Raw genomic sequence first — 17,265 nt, 5'->3', positions numbered from 1 at the left:
CGACGCGACAAATACCGCCGCCCCCAAGCCGACATAGCGCTTGACCGTGTCGGCGGACGCGGCAACCCGTGGCTCCGAAGCAGAGCTCTCTTTGACAATTGCGATACGCATGGCTGGTCTCAGGAAGTGATGATCAGGGCGAGGACGAGAACGCCGAGCAGGCCGAACAGCAGCTTGGGCTTGCCATCCTGCGAGGCGAGACCGATGGCACAGGCCGCGACCGAGGCCAGCGTGCCGACGGTGAAGAGACCCCAATGGCCATTGGCGCCACCGATGGCGAACGCCACCATGAAGCAGACGAGGGACATGGTGCCGACGAGGGTCAGCTTGGTGAAGAAATGGTACGTGCCACGGTGCTCGGCGTAGTCGTTACCGTCCGCCTTGGCGTATTCGGTCACTCCGTGATCGGCCATGTCGACCCCCTCCCAAAGAATAATGAGCGCGCGATGCTCCGCTTTAGCGGAAGACGTCCTCTGCGGCAACGCCGGCACCCCGCTGGGTCAGCGCAGCCCGGCCTTCGCGAGCGCGGCGCCTTGACGCGCCGCCACCGTCTCGACGGCAAAATCGGCGATCGCCCGCTCGAACAGGGCGTGGAAGTTCAGTTCCGCCTTCAGATGCAGGAACACCCCGCCAAGGCCGATCGCCGCCCGGTCCATGAAGACGAATTCGCGCGGCACCCGCACCGGCCCCTGCTGCTTCAGCGCTCGATGGACGGTGAAGGCCTCGCGCCGCCCATACTCGCCCGGCGCCACCCCGTCGGCGATGGTGCGCACCCGGTCGTCGAGCAGCGGCCCGTAGATGAAGCGCGCCCAGATGTTGAGCACCTCGATCAGTTCGTTTGTGAGGCCGCGAAAACCCCAGGTCTCATAGGCATGGACGACGCGCGCCCCGTCGCCCGCCTGCAGGCCGCGATAGAGATCGACCACGCCGCCGACGAAGCTGGGCGGGAAGATGCGGATGCAGCCATAGTCGAGCAGGTTGATGCCGGCAGGCTCCGCATTCTCCGTGCCGGCCTCCTCGAACACGGTGTAATTGCCCAGATGCGGGTCGCCATGGATCACCCCGAAGCGCGAGAAGGGCAGCCACCAGGCAGTGAACATGGCGCGGGCGATGGCGTTGCGCGGCTCCAGCGGGTGGTCGACGAAATCGAGCAGCCGCCGCCCTTCCAGCCAGTCGAGGGTGAGCAGGCGGCCGGTCGACAGATCGCCATGCACGCGCGGCACCCGCACCGCTGCCTCGTCCGCCAGCATCTGCGCGTAGAGCGCGGCATGGGCGGCCTCGCGCTCATAGTCCAGCTCCTCGCGCACCCGCGCGCCGATTTCCTCAGCGATTTCAGTGGTGTCGATGGCCGGCTCCATGCGCCGGTGGATGGCGAGCAGCATACCCAGCTGCTTGAGGTCGGCTTCCACCGCCGACTGCATGTCGGGATATTGCAGCTTCACCGCCAACTCGGTGCCGTCGAGCGCGCGGGCGCGATGGACCTGGCCGAGCGAGGCGGCGGCGGCCGGCTCCTTGTCGAAGGAGAGGAAGCGGCTCGCCCAGTCCGCGCCAAGTTCCGCGATCATGCGGCGTTTGACGAAGGCCCAGCCCATGGGAGGGGCCTGGTTCTGCAGGGTGGCGAGCTGGGCGGCGTATTCCGGCGGCAGCGCGTCGGGAATGGTCGCCATCAGCTGGGCGACCTTCATGATCGGCCCCTTCAACCCGCCGAGCGCCGCTGCAAGCGCGGCTGCATTGCCCTGCTGCTGATCCATGCCGAACAGCCTTGTGCCGGCGATGCGCGCCGCCACCCCGCCGACCTGGGTGCCGACGCGGGCATAGCGCAGGGCACGGGCGGAAAGCCGGTTGGCTTCGCGGTCACGGGGCGGGGCTGGATCGGAATGCGGCTTCTCGGGATCGGACAAGGCGGCCTCGCGCGTTGGCCTTCAGGTAAGGCGGCGGCGGCGGCATACAAGCTCCCGGGCGCGCGGGCGGGCGCTCATGCCGCAGCCGGGCGGCGGAACAGGCGCTGGACCAGCAGCAGGCCGAGCACGGCGAGCGGGGTGAGGAAATCGGTGTAGAAGATCGGCCCGGCATTGCCGCTCGCGAGGTTGCCGGTCTCCGCGATCTGGATGGCATGGCCGATGCCGGCGCCGCCGAGGAAGCCGAGCGCCACCACGCCCACCGCGGCGCGAAAGCCGGGCGAGCCGAGAAAGGCGCCGATCAGCCCGGCCACCCCGATGCCCAGATTGGCCATGCCGACCTCGAACTGGAACGGGCTCGGCGCCCAGCCGATGGAGGCCGCCGCCTGCGCGGGGAAGAACACATGGCCCATGAAGGCCCACAGCCCCATCAGCCCGACCGGAAACAGGAGGATATAGCGCAGCAACTGGTCGACCAGCACACTGGGCGAGAACGGGCGCGGCCCGCGCAGCGACATCAGCACGCCCAGCACCAGCGCGAGCGCCCAGGCGAGCAACGGAAACCAGAAGACCACCGGCACCTCCCGCGTTGTGACCGGCCAACTCTAATCGCTGCCGGCGATCCGCTCCAGCGCCGAGGCGACGGCGTCGCGGTGTTCCGTCAGGCCCTTATAGGCGAGCTGGGCGGCATCAAGATCGAGAATCTGGCCGCGCAGCGAGGCGGCGAGCGCGCGCCCTTCGGGATGGCGGCGGAAGGCGGTGAACGGGTCGACATGGACACGCACCGTGAACAGCATGTCGCCGCTCTCCGGCAGCCGCCGCAGCGTCTGCCGCTCGACCCGCACGAACGCCTCGGGCGCGAGATTGGCGGGGTCGTCGAACCACTGGCGCGGGCGCTCCTTGGATTCGGGGTGGTGCAGCTCGTCGTCGGGATAGATCGACCAGTTCACCCGCCAGACCGGCTGCTCGACCTTCAAATTCTCGAAGATGCGGTTCATCAGCTTCGCCATCCTGTCGGGATAGCCCGGCACGGCGGCGTGGATGGCGTCGAGCGACTGGCCGAATTTCTCCGCCAGCGACCAGGCCGAGGGAAAGCACAGCACGGCGGCGATGAGCCGGTAGCCACCCTCGCCCTTGCGCAGCATCAGCAGGTCGTCGGAGACGAGATGGCCGGCAATGACGAGGGGCGCCTCGCCGTCATCGTCGAGATCGAAGCTGCGGCCGGTGGCCTGCACGGTGAGGGTACGCCCCTCCAGACGGTAGAGCGCGGGATAGGTCGCGGTGAGGAAGGCGACGATGAGGTCCAGTGCCTCGCGCTGGGCCTCGCGGGTGCCGGCCTCCTCGCGCACCACCACGTCGCGCTTGTCGCGGATCAGCGCTTCGCGCTGGGCGAGCGTGGCGGCAAGCCGCCCATCGGGCTCGAACCAGTGGGCGAGGTCGAGCGGGGCCAGCGCGATGGAGAAGGGCTTGCGCGACCCGTCATAGGGGGTATGGGCGAGCGGATCGGCGGCGGTGTCAGCGGGGGCGGGAGACGGGGCGGCGACGTTCATCGGTGCGGGCTCGGCTGGAGGTGCGGGCACAGGCCCCAACCGCCCCAGCTTAGAACGTGTGCAGCGATTTCGTCAGCCTAATCTTTGGTCGGCACGGAATGAACGACGCGAGGTCTGCGCCGTCCATGCCGCACCGTCCGCGCCACGCCGTCCGTGCCGCCGTCAGATACCGAACTGGTAGGTGACGGGCAGCCAGCGATAGCCCTCCCCGCGCCTCTCGACATAGCCGAGCGAGGGGAAGGAGGTGTGATAGGCGGCCACCGCGACCCGATCGGTCGCCGCCATGTCGTAGATTCTCCGCCGCGTGGCGGCGCCCGCTTCCTTGTCCTGGTCGAACAAGGCGTGCCAGTCCGGCCGCGCCAGCGAGGCCACCTCGTGATGGGCGCAGTCGCCCCAGACCAGCAGGCGCCGGCCCTCGCTCTCGACATGGAAGGCGAGATGGCCGGGCGTGTGGCCATGCGCCGCGACCGCGTGGATGCCCGGCGCCACCTCGCCATCGGCGGCAATGAAGCTCATCCGGTCGGCGAGCGGCAGCACATGCGAGCGGAACATCACGGCGGAGCCATATTCGTTGCTCTCCTTCGGCGCGGCGAGCGGGCGCTCGCTCTTCCAGAAGTCGAACTCCGTCGCGCCGATGACATAGCGCGCCTTGGGAAAGGCCGGCGCGCCGCCGACCAGCAGCCCGCCAATATGGTCGGGATGGGCATGGGTCAGCACCACCACGTCCACCTGCTCCGGCGCGTAGCCCGCCGCTTTGAGCGAACGCAGCAGCCAGCCGCCGGCGGGCGGCGGCACGAAACCCTGCTCGCCATTGCCGGCATCGAACAGCACGAGTTCGCGCCCGGTATTGACGAGGGTGGGCGAGAAGCCGGGACGGAACCGCTTCTCGGGCAGGAGGTTCGCCTGCATCAGCGCCTCGACCTCGCCGGCCGGGCGGTTCTCGCCGACAATCGGCCACGGGCCGTCGATCATGGCGCTGGCGTCGAGCAGTGTGGTGACCTCGAAGGCGCCGAGCCGGAAGCGCTGGAAAGTCTGGATCGACGGGCCGAGTTCCGGCGCCGCCGCCTGCGCGGGAAGGCCGCGCAGCACCGCCGGCGCGGCGACCAGACCGACGGCGCCCACCAGAATCGCGCGACGCGACGGCACGGCGCTCCGGCACCGGCCGGAGGGCGGGAGGGTGGTTTTCATGGCGTTCCTCCGGGCCCGCTTCGCGGCGGGCGCTTTTGATGTTCAACTGGGCGCGGTTTCGCGAGCGCAGCTTTCCGGAGGCTATCCATGGCGACGCCGGAGCACTTGTACGAACGTGCGGCATCCGCGCCGCCCGCCACGGCGCCGGGACCGCTGTGGCACCTCGACGGCGAACGCACCTGCTTCATCGGCCCGCTGACCTACAACGCGCCGCACCAGCACGGCGCGCCGGTGTTTCTGGCCGGGCTCTACGGACGGTTCGGCCTGCGGCTGGCCGGCGGCCCCTGGCTCAGGGTGCGCACCGCCATGGTGCCGGCGGGAATCGTGCACGAGCTCGACATCGGCGGCGACCCGATCGGCGTTCTCTACATCGAGCCGACGCTGGAGAGCGCGCATGCGCTGGCCGCCCTCGCCCGCTCGACGCGGGAGACGGATGGGGCGCTGGTCGGCGACGACGGCGCCTTCGGCCTGATGCGGGAATTATGGGAAGACGCGACAAGCGCCGAATGGGCGGGGGCGGCCCTCGACGATCTGCTCGGCTTCGGGGCGCGGCGCGCGCGCCGGCGGATCGACGCCCGCATCACCCGGGTGCTCGGCCTGCTGGGCGAAGGCGCGGATGGCCCGGCCGGCGTGGCCGCCGCCAGCGCGCGCGTGGGGCTATCGGCCCATCATTTCCAGCATCTGTTCACGCGCGAGGTCGGGGTGCCCTACCGGCGCTACCGCGCCTGGGCACGCATGCGGCGGGCCATCGCCGCCGCCGCCCAGGGCAGCACCCTCACCGCGGCGGCGCACCAGGCCGGCTTCTGCGACCAGGCGCACTTCAACCACGATTTCCGCCGCACCTTCGGCGCGCCGCCCTCATGGAGCCTGCACCGCATACGGATGTCGGGCGACCCGGCGCGGCGGGGAACCGCCGTGCAGATGGCGGGAGACCCGGCGCGGCGGGGAACCGCCGTGCCGGCGTGAGGCTCACGCCTCCTCCATCGCCTCCAGTTCTTCGATCATGCGCTCGATGAGGCCGAGGCCGGTCTGCCAGAAGGCGGGGTCGCGGGCGTCGAGGCCGAACGGCTTCAAAAGCTCGGAATGATGCTTGGTGCCGCCCGCCGCCAGCATGGCGAGATAGCGCTCGGCGAAGCCTTCCGAGGCGTTCTCGTAGACCGCGTAGAGCGAGTTCACCAGGCAGTCGCCGAAGGCATAGGCGTAGACATAGAACGGCGAATGGATGAAGTGGCCGATATAGACCCAGTAATTCTCGTAGCCCGGCCCGAGATGGATGGCCTCGCCCAGGCTCTCCGACTGAACCTCCATCCAGATGGCGCAGATTTTCTCCGCCGTCAGCTCGCCATTCTTGCGCTCGGTGTGGATACGGCGCTCGAAGGTGTAGAAGGCGATCTGGCGCACCACGGTGTTGATCATGTCCTCGACCTTCGAGGCCAGCATCGCCTTGCGGGCGCGCGCGTCCGGCGCCGCCGCCAGCAGCCGGCGGAAGGTGAGCATCTCGCCGAACACCGACGCGGTCTCGGCCAGCGTCAGCGGGGTCGGCGCCATCAGCGCGCCGTTCGGCGCCGCCAGCACCTGGTGCACGCCATGGCCAAGCTCGTGGGCGAGCGTCATCACGTCGCGCGGCTTGCCCATGTAGTTGAGCAGCACATAGGGATGGGCGGAGGGCACGGTCGGGTGGGCGAAGGCGCCGGTGGCCTTGCCCGGCCGGATGCCGGCGTCGATCCAGCTCCTGTCGAAGAAGTCGCGGGCGATGTCGGCCATGCGCGGGGAGAAGGTGGAATAGGCGCCGAGCACGGTGTCCCTCGCCTCGTCCCAGCCGATGGGACGGGTCTCCACCTTGGGCAGCGGCGCGTTGCGGTCCCAGTATTCCAGCTTCTCCTTGCCGAACCACCTGGCCTTGAGCCTGTAGTAGCGGTGCGCGAGCCGGGGATAGGCGGCGTGGACCGAGGAGACCAGCGCGTCCACCACCTCGCGCTCGACCCGGTTGGCGAGGTGGCGGGAATCGGCGATGTCCTCGAAGCCGCGCCAGCGGTCGGAGATTTCCTTGTCCTTGGCCAGCGTGTTGGTGATGAGGGTGAACAGGCGCAGATTCTCGCCGAACACCTTGGCCAGCGCCTGCGCGCCCATCCTGCGCTTCTCCTCCTCCGGCTCGGCGAGGAAGTTCAGCGTCTGCTCCAGCGGCAGGATCTCGCCGCCGACGTCGAAGCGCAGCCCGGCGATGGTCTCGTCGAACAGCCGGTTCCACGCGCCCCGGCCGGTGACGCCCTTCTCGTGGAACAGGTGCTCGATGCGGTCTTCCAGCTGATAGGGCTTTTCCGCCCTGACATCCTCGATCCACGGGCGGTACCTGCCGAAGGCCGGGTCGGCGAGCGCGGCTTCCATCTTCGCGTCGTCGAGCCGGTTCAGCTCCAGCGTGAAGAACAGCAGATGCGTCGAGGCGTCGGTGAGCTTCTCCTGCACGTCGCCATAGAACTTGGCGCGCACCGGGTCGGTAGTGTCGCCGGAATAGACGAGGCCGGCATAGGAATAGAGCCGGCCGAGCAGGTCCTCGATCTTCTCGTAGCGCGCCACGATCTGCGCCATCTGGCCGCCCGCGTCGGGAGCCTCCAGCACGCTCGCGAGCCGGCCCTTATAGGCCTCCTCGAAGCCGGCGGTCTCGGCGGCGACGGAGGCGAGGTCGGCCTCCAGCTCGGGCGAGTCCATGGCCGGGTAGAGGTCCGACAGGTCCCATTGCGGCAGGGCGCCGAGAGCGGCGGCGGAAGCCTCGGGCGAGCGGGGCACGAAGGCGAGGTGATCGAGGCGGCGCGGCATGTTCACTCCGGCGGGTCATTCAAGGTGGCAGTGATATCGTGCGCGTCGGCCGGCTATCAACCTTCGGTCGATGCGAATTGGTGGCATTGTGTCCTCCCCGGCGTTCTCCGCCGGGCGATGCGCGCGAGGGAAAAAGATGACGTCGCTGTTCCGGTTTCTGGCTTCGCTCACCCTGCTTGTCACCATCGGCACCGCGCTGGCGGACGCCGCGCCGCAGCGCATCGTGCTGCTGCGGCATGGCGAAAAGCACACCGCGCTCACCCTGTGCAGCCTCGGCAAGGAGCGGGCGCAGGCGCTGGCGGCGCAATATCTCAGCCCCACCAGCCCGATGAGCCTGGTGAAGAACGACCCGCCCGCCGCCATCCTCGCCATGACCCTGCACACGGTGGAAACCGCCCGCCCCATCGCCCGCGCCTGGAACATGGCGCTCACCGCGCCGCCGATCGGCTATGTGCCGATCCGCAACAACCGCTATTTCAACGCCAAGCTGAACGTGGTGAACCGCGAGGTGGTGCGCGACCTGATGGAAAATCCGCGCTGGCACGGCCGGACGGTGGTGATGGTGTGGGAGCATTTCCACATCGCCAGCGCGGCGCTGGAGGCGGAATTCGCCGGCGAGGAGGTGACGCTGCGCCAGCTTCTGCATCTCGACCGGGTAAAGGGCGTGCCCGGCGGCGTGCCGCGCACCTGGCCGGACAGCAACTACAACTTCTTCTGGATCCTCACCTATGACCGGCCGCAGGACACCGTGCCGAGCCAGTTCAAGGTGATCAGGCAATATTTTGCAGAGCCCTTCGCCAATCTGCCGTCGAATGGCTGGGGCAGGCCCGAGCCCCGGCCCGCCGGCAGCGGCTGCAGCTGACAGGAAAAGAGCGCCGCGAGGGCGCTCAAGTCGGATCCAGTCCGGGTCGAGGCGGGCCTAATCGAAGACGCGCTTCACCCGCTGCCAGGGCGAGTTCCTGCCCTCATAGAGCGGGCCGAAGAAGGCACGCTCGCGCGACTTGCCCTCGTTCTGGCGCACCTGCTGGCGGCGCACCTGTTCATGCTGGCGGACCTGGTTGCGGTCGACGCTGTCGCCGATCCGCGGCTGGTCGCGCGGGCCGGCCGAGGTCGCCCCGGCCGGAACGGCGCTGACGATGAGGCCGGCCGCCACAAGTGCCGCGACGCCGACCGGGCTCTTCACGTGCGTCTTCGTCATGATAGCCTCCCAAGAGGTGTTCCAATAGGATGTTCTGGCATGATAACGTGCGAGGCTGTGAATAGTTGCAGACAAGATGAGACAAGCAAAACGCGGAAGGTATGATCGTAAAGGCCACGCACATGGCGCCTCAATTCAGCGGCCTCCGCGCCCGACACGGCAGATATCCGCGCAAACCGGGCCGCACGCGCCGTTTTTCACCGACAAATCGGGGGCTTCTCGATGACCACGACAGCTTTCACCTACACGCCGCCGCTTCGACTGACGCTGGACGGGGACACCGCCGACATCGCCACGCTGGACGAGGCGCTGGCCTTCGCCGAGACCCACCCGCTGCCCGAGGGCGATTATGAGGGTATGGTCCGGCGCCTGCAGGGCGCGCACAGCGCCGAGCAACAGACCGAGGCGGCAAACGCCTTCCGCTGGTGGGCGCAGTCGAACGGGCTGACCGACTGACCGCGGCGGCCGGCCGGGCATTCGAACCACGCCGGCCAAGGATACCGCGCGCACGGGGACGGAATCAGACGCAGGAGCTGCCGCGAATGGCGGGCGAACCCGGTCGTCGAAGACAGAGATGAAGGGGAATGGTGGGCGCGACAGGGATTGAACCTGTGACCCCCTCGATGTCAACGAGGTGCTCTCCCGCTGAGCTACGCGCCCATTCCGTGGTCTCTTGCGAGCGGGGCTCCCCTATAACGGGAAGCCCGCCGCCGCGCAAGCGGGGTTTGGCGGCTGTGGATGACGTCGCCGCCCGTGCCTCGCGCCGCCCGCTTTACGCCGCCAGCATCTTGCCGACCTCGTTGACGAGATCGCGCAGGTGGAACGGCTTGGAGAGCACCTTGGCGTCCTTGGGCGCCTGGCTGCCGGCATTCAGCGCCACGGCGGCGAATCCGGTGATGAACATCACCTTGATGTCCGGATCGAGATCGGTGGCGCGGCGGGCCAGTTCGATTCCGTCCATCTCCGGCATGACGATGTCGGTGAGCAGCAGTTCGAACGGCTCCTCGCGCAGCCGGTCATAGGCCGAACGGCCATTGTCGAAATCCACGACCTCGTAGCCGGCATTCTGGAGCGCCTTGACCAGAAAGCGGCGCATGTCGTTGTCGTCTTCGGCGAGCAGGATCTTGAGCATCCCGGGCATCCTGATTGTCTTGAGGCGACGGCATGTGCGCCGGGCGAGCCGATGCGCGCACAGCCGCCACGTGCACGTCCCCCCTTGGGTACTCCCGCGCCTCTTAGCACATCGTGAACGCCGGCGGATTCAGCCCGCCCGCGGCCGGCGCGCCTCGCGCTGACGTGTAGCCAAATTCACCGGCGCGCCGGCGCAGCCGCATTTCGCGCCGTGAGGTGTCATGTTAGACACAGACCTGCACGGCGCGGCGGCCGACATGCGGGACCCGGCCGGCGGAGAACGGATTGAGGAATAATGGCCGTCATCGCGGACCTGATCGACCCGGCATTCGAGATCGTGCAGCCGGCCTCGCCCTGCGCCCCGTTCCTCTTCAATTCGCCCCATAGCGGCATCGTCTACCCGCGCGACTTCGTCAGCCAGTCACGGCTCGAACTGCCGGTGCTGCGCCGCTCGGAGGACAGTTTCGTCGACGACCTGTTCCGCGGCGTGACCACGCTGGGCATGGGCTTCATGCGCGCGCACTTTCCGCGCTGCTATCTCGACGTCAACCGCGAGCCCTACGAACTCGACCCGCGCATGTTCGAGGGCCGGCTGCCGGCCTATGCCAATACGCGCTCGATGCGGGTGGCCGGCGGGCTCGGCACCATCGCCCGCATCGTCGGCGAGGCGCAGGAGATTTATGGACGCCGCATCCCGGTCGACGAGGCGATCGCCCGCATCGAATCGCTCTACAAGCCGTATCATCGCTCGCTGCGCCAGCTGATGGTGCAGATGCAGCGCAGCTTCGGCGTCGCGGTGCTCGTCGACTGCCACTCCATGCCGTCCGGCTGCCAGCGGGACGCGCGCATCGACATCGTGCTAGGCGACCGCTACGGCACGAGCTGTGCGCCGATCATACCCGACATCATCGAAAGCGAACTGCGCCGGCGCGGCTATACGGTGACGCGCAACAAGCCCTATGCCGGCGGTTTCATCACCGAGCACTACGGCAACCCCGCCTCCGGCATGCACACGGTGCAGATCGAGATCAACCGCGCGCTCTATATGCGCGAGGCGACCTACCAGCCCTCGGAAAATTTCGAAATCGTGCGCAACGACCTGCTCGACATGGCGCGGGCGCTCTCGGCCATCGCCCATCTGGAGCTGGCGCCGCTGCGGGCCGCCGCCGAATAAGCGTTCGTTGACAACAGCTTATCGGGGTGCACGCCCTTTTTTGATGGGGTGATGTAAAAAACCGCAGAAGAGCCTTGCATTTTAAACATGCGAGCTATACCAATTCTGCACGCTCGGTTCCGGGCTGATGTTCCATTACCGATGGATCGGTCGAAGCCGTTTAAAGGCGGGGGGAAATGTCAGCTCCGGTGGTCGGGAGGCTCTTTCGAGAGCGCCCAGGCCACAACGGACCGACCGGCAAGATGGCAAAGCCACAGCAGGCGGATTCGTCCGGCGCAAAAGAAAGAGGCCGCTCACGCAATGCGCAAGCGGCCCAAGTCTAGGGAGGAAACGCCCAAGGAGGGCTGTACGAAGCGACGCCAATCGCTGCGTACGATCGGAAGATGTAGGTGCATTGCGGAATAATCAAGGCAGGCACTAGCACATTCTGGCATACCAAATACATCTAGCTTCGACTGTGGCATTAATACCGCATTTTCAGGTACCGATGCACCTTTTTTGGGCGCGCTAGCCGCCCTGACGGGCGTTGACGGGTCGACCGGGGGGTCGCGGCACGTCAACGCCCGTTTCCGTTTGGGAATCGCGCTCCGTCTGGCGCGCGCCGATCCGTTGACGCGTGCGCCGAGGCCCTTCGGGCGCAGCCACCGTTTCGCTCGCGCCGCTTCACGCACGCCGCTTCACGCGCGCCCTCGGCGCCAGCCGCCGCCCGTCAGCCGCTGCCATGCCGACGCCGCCAGCCCGACGCCGCCACCTCGCCGGCGTGACGCTCGTCGGACTCGGCGCCCCCCCCCCGCAAGCCGACCGCCGCCGGAGGCCGGGCGAAGACGCCGCGCGGCACCTCGCGGCGCTTCGTTGCCCAGCCCCTCCCCGCGCAACCGGACGCCCCGGCCAGAGGCGAGGCTCTGCCTGGCCCGGCACGGGGACCGCCGGTGCGGGCGGCATCTATGGGCGGAAGAGCGAGGTCCGGCAGGGGCACGGGGCCGGGGAGCACGGGACAGGGGGCGCGGCGACGGGGGCGGGCCGGAAGCGACCAGAAGCGGCGCCGGAAAAGAAAGAGGCCGCTCGCGTTGCCGGGAGCGGCCCAAGTCTAGGGAGGAAACGCCCAAGGAGGGCGGCGGCAGCGTGACGCCAATCACGCCGCCGCAACGCAATATCCATAGCCCCGCGACACGCTGGTGACAATCGCCAAACGAACCAAACGAAACCGTCATTTGGTCGCAGGCGCGCGAATGATGACAATCGCGCATCCGACGCGCCCTGCCCGCGCACCGGCCCGGCCACGCCGCCGCCGGCGCGGACCGGCGCTCCGGCGGCTGGAAACCGCCGGAAGACCCGGGCACGCGGCCGCAGCCCGATTCGCTCAACGAGCGAATTTCCTTTTAACGTCAGATTGTTGCTGAAAAGAAAGGGGCCGCTCTCGTTACCGGAGCGGCCCAAGTCTAGGGAGGAAACGCCCAAGGAGGGCGGCGGTGGAACGACGCCAATCGCTCTACCGCGCTGCAATAATATGGCAGGTTGCCCTCGCCGGCGCAACGGCTGAATTGCCCATTTCTTGACCGTGCCGGAATGGCAGCCATGCGTTTGACGCGGGGCATTTCCGGCCCGCGCCTCTCGCCTCGCGCGGGTCTCGGCCACCCTTCTGACTTCTGCCGCCACCGGGCGGCGATTGCCGTGCCCGCCGGCTCCCGATATGCGTGAGCATCTGCCGGCGCCGCGCGCCGGCATCTGGCAGCCGACAGGGATGTGGCCGATGGGTGCAGTGGACTTCGAGAACTTCGTGCATGAGCTCGCCGCCGTCTCGGGCCAGGCCATCCTCCCCTTTTTCCGGACCGCCCTCGGCGTGGAAGACAAGAGCCGCGGCGCGGTGTTCGACCCGGTCACCGCCGCCGACCGCGCCGCCGAGCAGGCGATGCGCACCCTGATCCGCCGCACCTTTCCCAGCCATGGCGTGCGCGGCGAGGAGTTTCCCGACGAGGGCATCGACGCGGACTATGTGTGGGTGCTGGACCCGATAGACGGCACCAAATCCTTCATCAGCGGCATGCCGGCCTGGGGAACCCTGATCGGCCTGTGCCGGCAGGGCGAGCCGGTCTACGGCATGATGAACCAGCCCTTCATCCGCGAGCGCTTCTTCGGTGACGGGGCGCAGGCGCGCTATCGCGGCCCGGCCGGCGACCGGCGGCTCACCGTCCGCCGCTGCGCCAGCCTGGGCGAAGCGGCGATGATGACCACCAGCCCGCTGCTGATGGGCGAGGCCGACCGCGCGCTCTACACCGAGGTGGAAAAGCGGGTGCGCCTGCCCCGCTATGGCGGCGACTGCTACGCCTATTGCATGCTCGCCGCCGGCCATGTCGACCTCGTCATCGAGACCGATCTCAACGATTTCGACATCCTGCCGCTCAGCCCGATCGTCGCCGGCGCGGGCGGCATCGTCACCAATTGGGAAGGCGGCCCGGACCTCTCCGGCGGCCGCGTCGTCGCCTCCGGCGACCGCCGGGTGCATGACGAGGCGCTGAGGGTGCTCAATGGCGGCTAGGACCCTATGCCGGCCGGCGCCCAGCCCCGGCTGACCGTGCAGCGCGTCCCGGGCATCGCGTCCCGGACATGGAACGGGCCGCGAATCCCGATCAGGCCGCCATGCTGCCGGGAATGAAGGCGTCGAAGGCCGCCAGCAGCGGCTCGCGAAACACGTCGCGTTCCTGCAGCAATTCGTGCCGCGCGCCGGGAATGACGATATGCGCGCCGGCAAGCAGCCGCATGCCGAAATGCTCGATGCTGGGGGTGGAGACGATCTTGTCCGCCCCCGCGGCGACCATCAGCAGCGGCTGGCGGATCGCCCGCGCCGTCGCCGGCTCGGCCAGCGTCTCCATCAGGTCGAACGCCGCCCTGACCCAGCCGATGGTGGGGGGCCCCACTTCGAGCTGCGGGTGCTCCATGGTGATGGTGAGATTGCGGGCGAAGCGCGTGGCGTCGGAGGTCAGCCGGTTGCCGTCGAAATGCACCTCGTTCAGCGGCCGCACGCGCCGGGTCGGCACATAGGCCCGCCCCAGGCCGATGCGCGCGAGCGTCCGCGCCAGCCGCCGCGCGGCGATGTCGTGCTTGACCAGCGAGAGGTCGAGCATCGGCGCGACGAGGAACATGCGCTCGAAGGCATGGCCGCCGCGGCGCGCATGGTCGAGCAGGATGGAGGCGCCCATGGAATGGGCGAGCGCGAAATAGGGGCCGGGCATGTCCGGCAGAATCGCCTCGCGCAGGAAGGCGTCGAGGTCGAGCTGATAATCGGCGAAGTCGCGAATATGCCCCTTCATCGGGTTGGAAAGCAGGCGCTGCGAGCCGCCCTGCCCGCGCCAATCCAGCACCGCGACCGCGAAGCCGCGCTCCAGCAGGTCGCGCACCGTCTCGAAATATTTCTCGATCTTCTCGGTCCGCCCGGGAAAGACGCAGACCGTGCCGTTGCACCCGCCCCGCTCCGGCCGCCAGCGCGCAAAGCGCACCCACACCCCATCGGTCGCCGTCACGGCGCCGGACACGGCGCCTTCCGGCACGGGATTGTCCTTGGTACTGTAGAGGGTGATCTGGGACGACATGTCTGATGGGGCTCGTTGCAATCCGCGGCTTATAGCCGAGCCCTGCCTGACGACAAAGGCGCAAACAGGGCGGAGCGCCGCCAGCGGCGATCGGCTTCAGTACCGTTTGTCGCCGTAGCCGATCACCTTCATGCCACTGATGGCGCCCGAAGCGCCGTCCACCACCACCTGCACCCGCTCCCCGCGCGGGCCGTTGGCCTCCAGCAGGATGGTCGCGCCGCGCCGGCGGATCACCGAAATCTTGGAGAAGCCGCGCCCGGCCAGCATGCGCACCGCCGCGTCGGCGTCGACCGGCCCGCCTGCCCGCCCGCGCGGCGCCGCGTCATAGGGAGCATAGGGGCCGGGGCCGGGCGCGTACGGGCCGGGCGGCGGACGGTAATTCTGGGCGTGCGCCGCCGTCCCGCCCGGCAGGTCCGGAACGAGCGGGCCGAGAAGCAATCCCATCGCGACGATCAGCACTGTCGATGCCCGCGCCATCACGCACACGTCCTTCGAATCCGGCGAGTATCGAACTCCCCTACCCCTAGGAACCGGGCACTGAACGCGGCCCGAGCCGGTCGTTCATCTGCCGTTCATCCCACTCCCGGCGGGCCCTCGCCAATTCCCGCTCCCGCCTCTTGCGGCGGGCAAACGCCTTCCTATCTCGACGTTGTACCGGCCGGAAGGCGGTACGTGAACCGGGTCCGGCTCAGTCGAGAGGACCCAGCCATCTGCATGTCGCTTAATGTGAGGATATGCCATGCGTACGTTTGATCTCACCCCCCTGCACCGTTCGACTGTCGGCTTCGACCGTCTCTTCTCGCTGCTCGACCAGGTCAACAGCGTCGACACCAGCGCCACCTATCCGCCCTACAATATCGAGCGGACGGGTGAGAACGCCTATCGCATCACTGTCGCGGTGGCCGGCTTCACCGAGAATGATCTGTCGATCGAGGTCAAGGAGAACGGCCTTTCCATCCGCGGCGACCGCAAGGCCGAGACATCAGGCACGAGCGGCGAGGTGCTCTATCAGGGCATCGCGGCCCGCGCCTTCGAGCGCCGGTTCCAGCTCGCCGACCATGTCGAGGTACGCGGCGCCAGCCTGGCAAATGGCCTGCTTCATGTCGACCTCGTGCGCGAAATCCCCGAGGCGATGAAGCCCCGCACCATCCCGATCGCGGCCGGCACCTCGGCGCCGCGCTCGATCGAGGCGAAGACCGGCGAGGCCAAGGCGGCGTGACGTCCGGCCGCGCGACCTCTGGCCGCGTGACGTCCGGCGGCGCATCGCGGGGCCATGACCGTCCCCGCGACTGACCGGCGGACGGCCACTGGCCGGTGACCGGGTCGTGCCGGGAGAGGCTCTCCCCCTCCTCTTCCGGCCTGGCCTGAACAAGAGCGCCCCCGGCGGACCACCGGGGGCGCTGTTTCTGTGTGGGGCAAACCGCCGCGCCGGCGACTACTCGTCGCCGGGGTTTTCCGCGGGCGCCGGCCGGGTCGACGTGCCACGGGCAAAGACCGAGGCGGTGCCGGCGGGCGTGTCGCTGCCGGTGCCGGTTCCCGTGCCGGTGCCGCTGCTCTGGGGCGGCGCCTCGGCTGGGGAGGTTTCGGCGGCGGCGGCCTCGGGAGCTGTGGCCTTTGCCGCGCCCCCGCTGCCGGATTCGCGGCCGGCGGCGTCGGTCCGGGGTGCGGCGCTGGGCGGGACGGCCGTGCCGGGAATGACCCGCACCGCGCCCGGCGTGGCCGGCGTCGCCGTCGCGGCGTCGGATGACGCGGCCGGGGACGCGGCGGTGCCCGGAGCGGGAGCGTTCGCAGGCGGCGCGTCGGCGGGCGGGGCCTGCACCGACGGCGCGGGAGCCGGGACGGCCGCCAGTTCCGGCGGACGCGCCGGCGGCAGCGGCGGCACGACGGGAGACGCCTGGCGCATCGCCGGCACGCGCGACGCCTGACCGGCGGACGGCGGACCGGCCGGCGCGCCGCCGATCGGGTGCATGGCGATCACCTGCCCGGTATAGGCATCGATTCGCACGCGCATGCGCGTGCCCGAGCGCGCCGTGGCGTCGACCAGATAGGTGGGGCCATCGACCCGCGCGCGGCCGATGCCGCTCATGCCCATGGAGCGCAGCATCGGGCCGATATCGGCATAGGGGAAACGCGGCGGCGCGCCATAGGCGGGCGGCGGCGGGTAATAGACCGGGGGCGGGGGCGGCTCGTAGAAGCGCTCGACATACACCCCTCCATAGGGGCGAAAGAACACTTCCGCCTGCGCCGGCAGGCTGGCGAGGGCACCGAGGCCGGCAAGCAGCGGCACAGCCACCGACGATAAGCACAGCGGCGCGCGGGGCGTCGACATGGACATCTCCGAGGAGGGTTGGCGACGTCCCCAACGGAACCCTTAATTGAGGCGCGGGCAAGACCCTTGCCGGTCGCGGCGGAGGCGGCGAGCCGGGCCCGGAGACGCGCAACGCCGTTGCGCGCCGGCACCGGGAGCCTTACCGTTCGTTTCGCCCGGCGCGCACGCTTCGCAAGAAGAGTGAAAAAACGCGCCGGCCACCGCGCCCGCGACGCTTGTGCGCGGGCGTCAATTCTGGCATCTTCGCGGTTGATAGGGCAGCCATGCTGTCCTATAATTCGTCGGCTTGTGCCTGGAACGGGCATGGCACGAAGGATGCTAGCGTAGTTCGGCGAGCGGGCACGCCCTGCGGGAGAGCGCCCCGCGGGAACAGTCCGTGCCGGCGCCGGACGTATA

At 69.0% G+C, this 17,265-nt stretch carries 17 protein-coding genes and 1 tRNA gene; 6 read left to right on the top strand and 12 right to left on the bottom strand.

What is annotated here, in order from left to right:
* Window positions 1-119: 119 nt before the first annotated feature.
* The 5 genes from KHC23_RS18530 to KHC23_RS18510 form a co-directional block, all read right to left on the bottom strand.
* Window positions 120-413, bottom strand: coding sequence for an aa3-type cytochrome c oxidase subunit IV (locus tag KHC23_RS18530; protein WP_213374466.1), 294 nt, complete (start codon window positions 411-413; stop codon window positions 120-122).
* A gap of 87 nt (window positions 414-500) precedes the next feature.
* Window positions 501-1,901, bottom strand: a complete 1,401-nt coding sequence (locus tag KHC23_RS18525) for an ABC1 kinase family protein (protein ID WP_213374464.1) — start codon at window positions 1,899-1,901, stop codon at window positions 501-503.
* A 74-nt stretch (window positions 1,902-1,975) separates the two neighbouring features.
* Complete coding sequence (locus tag KHC23_RS18520) at window positions 1,976-2,473, bottom strand: DUF6790 family protein (protein ID WP_213374462.1); 498 nt, start codon at window positions 2,471-2,473, stop codon at window positions 1,976-1,978.
* A 30-nt stretch (window positions 2,474-2,503) separates the two neighbouring features.
* A complete protein-coding gene (locus tag KHC23_RS18515) occupies window positions 2,504-3,448 on the bottom strand; it encodes a heme-dependent oxidative N-demethylase family protein (RefSeq protein WP_213374460.1) in 945 nt (314 codons plus the stop codon).
* A gap of 162 nt (window positions 3,449-3,610) precedes the next feature.
* Entirely contained in the window at window positions 3,611-4,636 is a 1,026-nt protein-coding gene (locus tag KHC23_RS18510; protein ID WP_213374458.1) for an MBL fold metallo-hydrolase, read from the bottom strand.
* 87 nt (window positions 4,637-4,723) lie between these two features.
* Here KHC23_RS18510 and KHC23_RS18505 point away from each other — a divergent pair, with 87 nt between their 5' ends.
* Window positions 4,724-5,602: an AraC family transcriptional regulator gene (locus KHC23_RS18505; protein WP_213374456.1), complete on the top strand. Its 879-nt coding sequence runs from the start codon at window positions 4,724-4,726 to the stop codon at window positions 5,600-5,602.
* 3 nt (window positions 5,603-5,605) lie between these two features.
* On the opposite strand, the gene KHC23_RS18500 is transcribed toward KHC23_RS18505, so the two are convergent.
* A complete protein-coding gene (locus KHC23_RS18500) occupies window positions 5,606-7,450 on the bottom strand; it encodes a M3 family oligoendopeptidase (RefSeq protein WP_213374454.1) in 1,845 nt (614 codons plus the stop codon).
* 136 nt (window positions 7,451-7,586) lie between these two features.
* On the opposite strand from KHC23_RS18500, the gene KHC23_RS18495 reads away from it, so the two are divergent.
* Window positions 7,587-8,312: a histidine phosphatase family protein gene (locus KHC23_RS18495; protein WP_213374452.1), complete on the top strand. Its 726-nt coding sequence runs from the start codon at window positions 7,587-7,589 to the stop codon at window positions 8,310-8,312.
* 57 nt (window positions 8,313-8,369) lie between these two features.
* On the opposite strand, the gene KHC23_RS18490 is transcribed toward KHC23_RS18495, so the two are convergent.
* The gene (locus KHC23_RS18490) at window positions 8,370-8,648 is read right to left on the bottom strand and encodes a hypothetical protein (RefSeq protein WP_246544725.1); all 279 of its coding nucleotides are present in this window, start codon (window positions 8,646-8,648) and stop codon (window positions 8,370-8,372) included.
* A 222-nt stretch (window positions 8,649-8,870) separates the two neighbouring features.
* Between KHC23_RS18490 and KHC23_RS18485 the strand changes: the two genes are divergently transcribed.
* Complete coding sequence (locus KHC23_RS18485) at window positions 8,871-9,104, top strand: hypothetical protein (protein WP_213374450.1); 234 nt, start codon at window positions 8,871-8,873, stop codon at window positions 9,102-9,104.
* A 129-nt stretch (window positions 9,105-9,233) separates the two neighbouring features.
* Here KHC23_RS18485 and KHC23_RS18480 read toward each other — a convergent pair.
* Window positions 9,234-9,308: transfer RNA gene (locus tag KHC23_RS18480), tRNA-Val, on the bottom strand.
* Window positions 9,309-9,420: 112 nt separating this feature from the next.
* Window positions 9,421-9,780: a cell cycle two-component system response regulator CpdR gene (cpdR, locus tag KHC23_RS18475; protein ID WP_018387375.1), complete on the bottom strand. Its 360-nt coding sequence runs from the start codon at window positions 9,778-9,780 to the stop codon at window positions 9,421-9,423.
* Between the two features lie 294 nt (window positions 9,781-10,074).
* On the opposite strand from cpdR, the gene KHC23_RS18470 reads away from it, so the two are divergent.
* A complete protein-coding gene (locus KHC23_RS18470) occupies window positions 10,075-10,953 on the top strand; it encodes an N-formylglutamate amidohydrolase (protein ID WP_213374448.1) in 879 nt (292 codons plus the stop codon).
* A gap of 1,750 nt (window positions 10,954-12,703) precedes the next feature.
* Window positions 12,704-13,489 (top strand): histidinol-phosphatase, encoded by a 786-nt coding sequence (hisN, locus tag KHC23_RS18465; RefSeq protein WP_213374446.1) that lies wholly within the window; start codon window positions 12,704-12,706, stop codon window positions 13,487-13,489.
* A 91-nt stretch (window positions 13,490-13,580) separates the two neighbouring features.
* Here the strand turns inward: hisN and KHC23_RS18460 are convergent, their stop codons facing one another.
* Both KHC23_RS18460 and KHC23_RS18455 read right to left on the bottom strand, forming a co-directional pair.
* On the bottom strand, window positions 13,581-14,540 hold the full coding sequence (locus tag KHC23_RS18460; RefSeq protein ID WP_246544724.1) for an alpha/beta fold hydrolase: 960 nt from the start codon (window positions 14,538-14,540) through the stop codon (window positions 13,581-13,583).
* Between the two features lie 96 nt (window positions 14,541-14,636).
* On the bottom strand, window positions 14,637-15,017 hold the full coding sequence (locus KHC23_RS18455; RefSeq protein ID WP_213374444.1) for a hypothetical protein: 381 nt from the start codon (window positions 15,015-15,017) through the stop codon (window positions 14,637-14,639).
* Between the two features lie 262 nt (window positions 15,018-15,279).
* On the opposite strand from KHC23_RS18455, the gene KHC23_RS18450 reads away from it, so the two are divergent.
* Window positions 15,280-15,759, top strand: coding sequence for an Hsp20 family protein (locus KHC23_RS18450; protein ID WP_213374442.1), 480 nt, complete (start codon window positions 15,280-15,282; stop codon window positions 15,757-15,759).
* Window positions 15,760-15,975: 216 nt separating this feature from the next.
* On the opposite strand, the gene KHC23_RS18445 is transcribed toward KHC23_RS18450, so the two are convergent.
* On the bottom strand, window positions 15,976-16,869 hold the full coding sequence (locus tag KHC23_RS18445) for a hypothetical protein (protein ID WP_246544723.1): 894 nt from the start codon (window positions 16,867-16,869) through the stop codon (window positions 15,976-15,978).
* Window positions 16,870-17,265: the final 396 nt, after the last annotated feature.

It is taken from the genome of Ancylobacter dichloromethanicus, assembly GCF_018390645.1.
Classification (GTDB): Bacteria; Pseudomonadota; Alphaproteobacteria; order Rhizobiales; family Xanthobacteraceae; genus Ancylobacter; species Ancylobacter dichloromethanicus.
This window is presented reverse-complemented; position numbering and strand designations above follow the sequence as displayed.

Coding starts and splice junctions, on each gene's coding strand:
- KHC23_RS18470 (WP_213374448.1), top strand. CDS start 10,075: ATGGCCGTCATCGCGGACCTGATCGACCCGGCATTCGAGATCGTGCAG.
- hisN (WP_213374446.1), top strand. CDS start 12,704: ATGGGTGCAGTGGACTTCGAGAACTTCGTGCATGAGCTCGCCGCCGTC.
- KHC23_RS18445 (WP_246544723.1), bottom strand. CDS start 16,869: ATGTCGACGCCCCGCGCGCCGCTGTGCTTATCGTCGGTGGCTGTGCCG.
- KHC23_RS18495 (WP_213374452.1), top strand. CDS start 7,587: ATGACGTCGCTGTTCCGGTTTCTGGCTTCGCTCACCCTGCTTGTCACC.
- cpdR (WP_018387375.1), bottom strand. CDS start 9,780: ATGCTCAAGATCCTGCTCGCCGAAGACGACAACGACATGCGCCGCTTT.
- KHC23_RS18500 (WP_213374454.1), bottom strand. CDS start 7,450: ATGCCGCGCCGCCTCGATCACCTCGCCTTCGTGCCCCGCTCGCCCGAG.
- KHC23_RS18455 (WP_213374444.1), bottom strand. CDS start 15,017: ATGGCGCGGGCATCGACAGTGCTGATCGTCGCGATGGGATTGCTTCTC.
- KHC23_RS18485 (WP_213374450.1), top strand. CDS start 8,871: ATGACCACGACAGCTTTCACCTACACGCCGCCGCTTCGACTGACGCTG.
- KHC23_RS18515 (WP_213374460.1), bottom strand. CDS start 3,448: ATGAACGTCGCCGCCCCGTCTCCCGCCCCCGCTGACACCGCCGCCGAT.
- KHC23_RS18460 (WP_246544724.1), bottom strand. CDS start 14,540: ATGTCGTCCCAGATCACCCTCTACAGTACCAAGGACAATCCCGTGCCG.
- KHC23_RS18530 (WP_213374466.1), bottom strand. CDS start 413: ATGGCCGATCACGGAGTGACCGAATACGCCAAGGCGGACGGTAACGAC.
- KHC23_RS18450 (WP_213374442.1), top strand. CDS start 15,280: ATGCGTACGTTTGATCTCACCCCCCTGCACCGTTCGACTGTCGGCTTC.
- KHC23_RS18510 (WP_213374458.1), bottom strand. CDS start 4,636: ATGAAAACCACCCTCCCGCCCTCCGGCCGGTGCCGGAGCGCCGTGCCG.
- KHC23_RS18505 (WP_213374456.1), top strand. CDS start 4,724: ATGGCGACGCCGGAGCACTTGTACGAACGTGCGGCATCCGCGCCGCCC.
- KHC23_RS18490 (WP_246544725.1), bottom strand. CDS start 8,648: ATGACGAAGACGCACGTGAAGAGCCCGGTCGGCGTCGCGGCACTTGTG.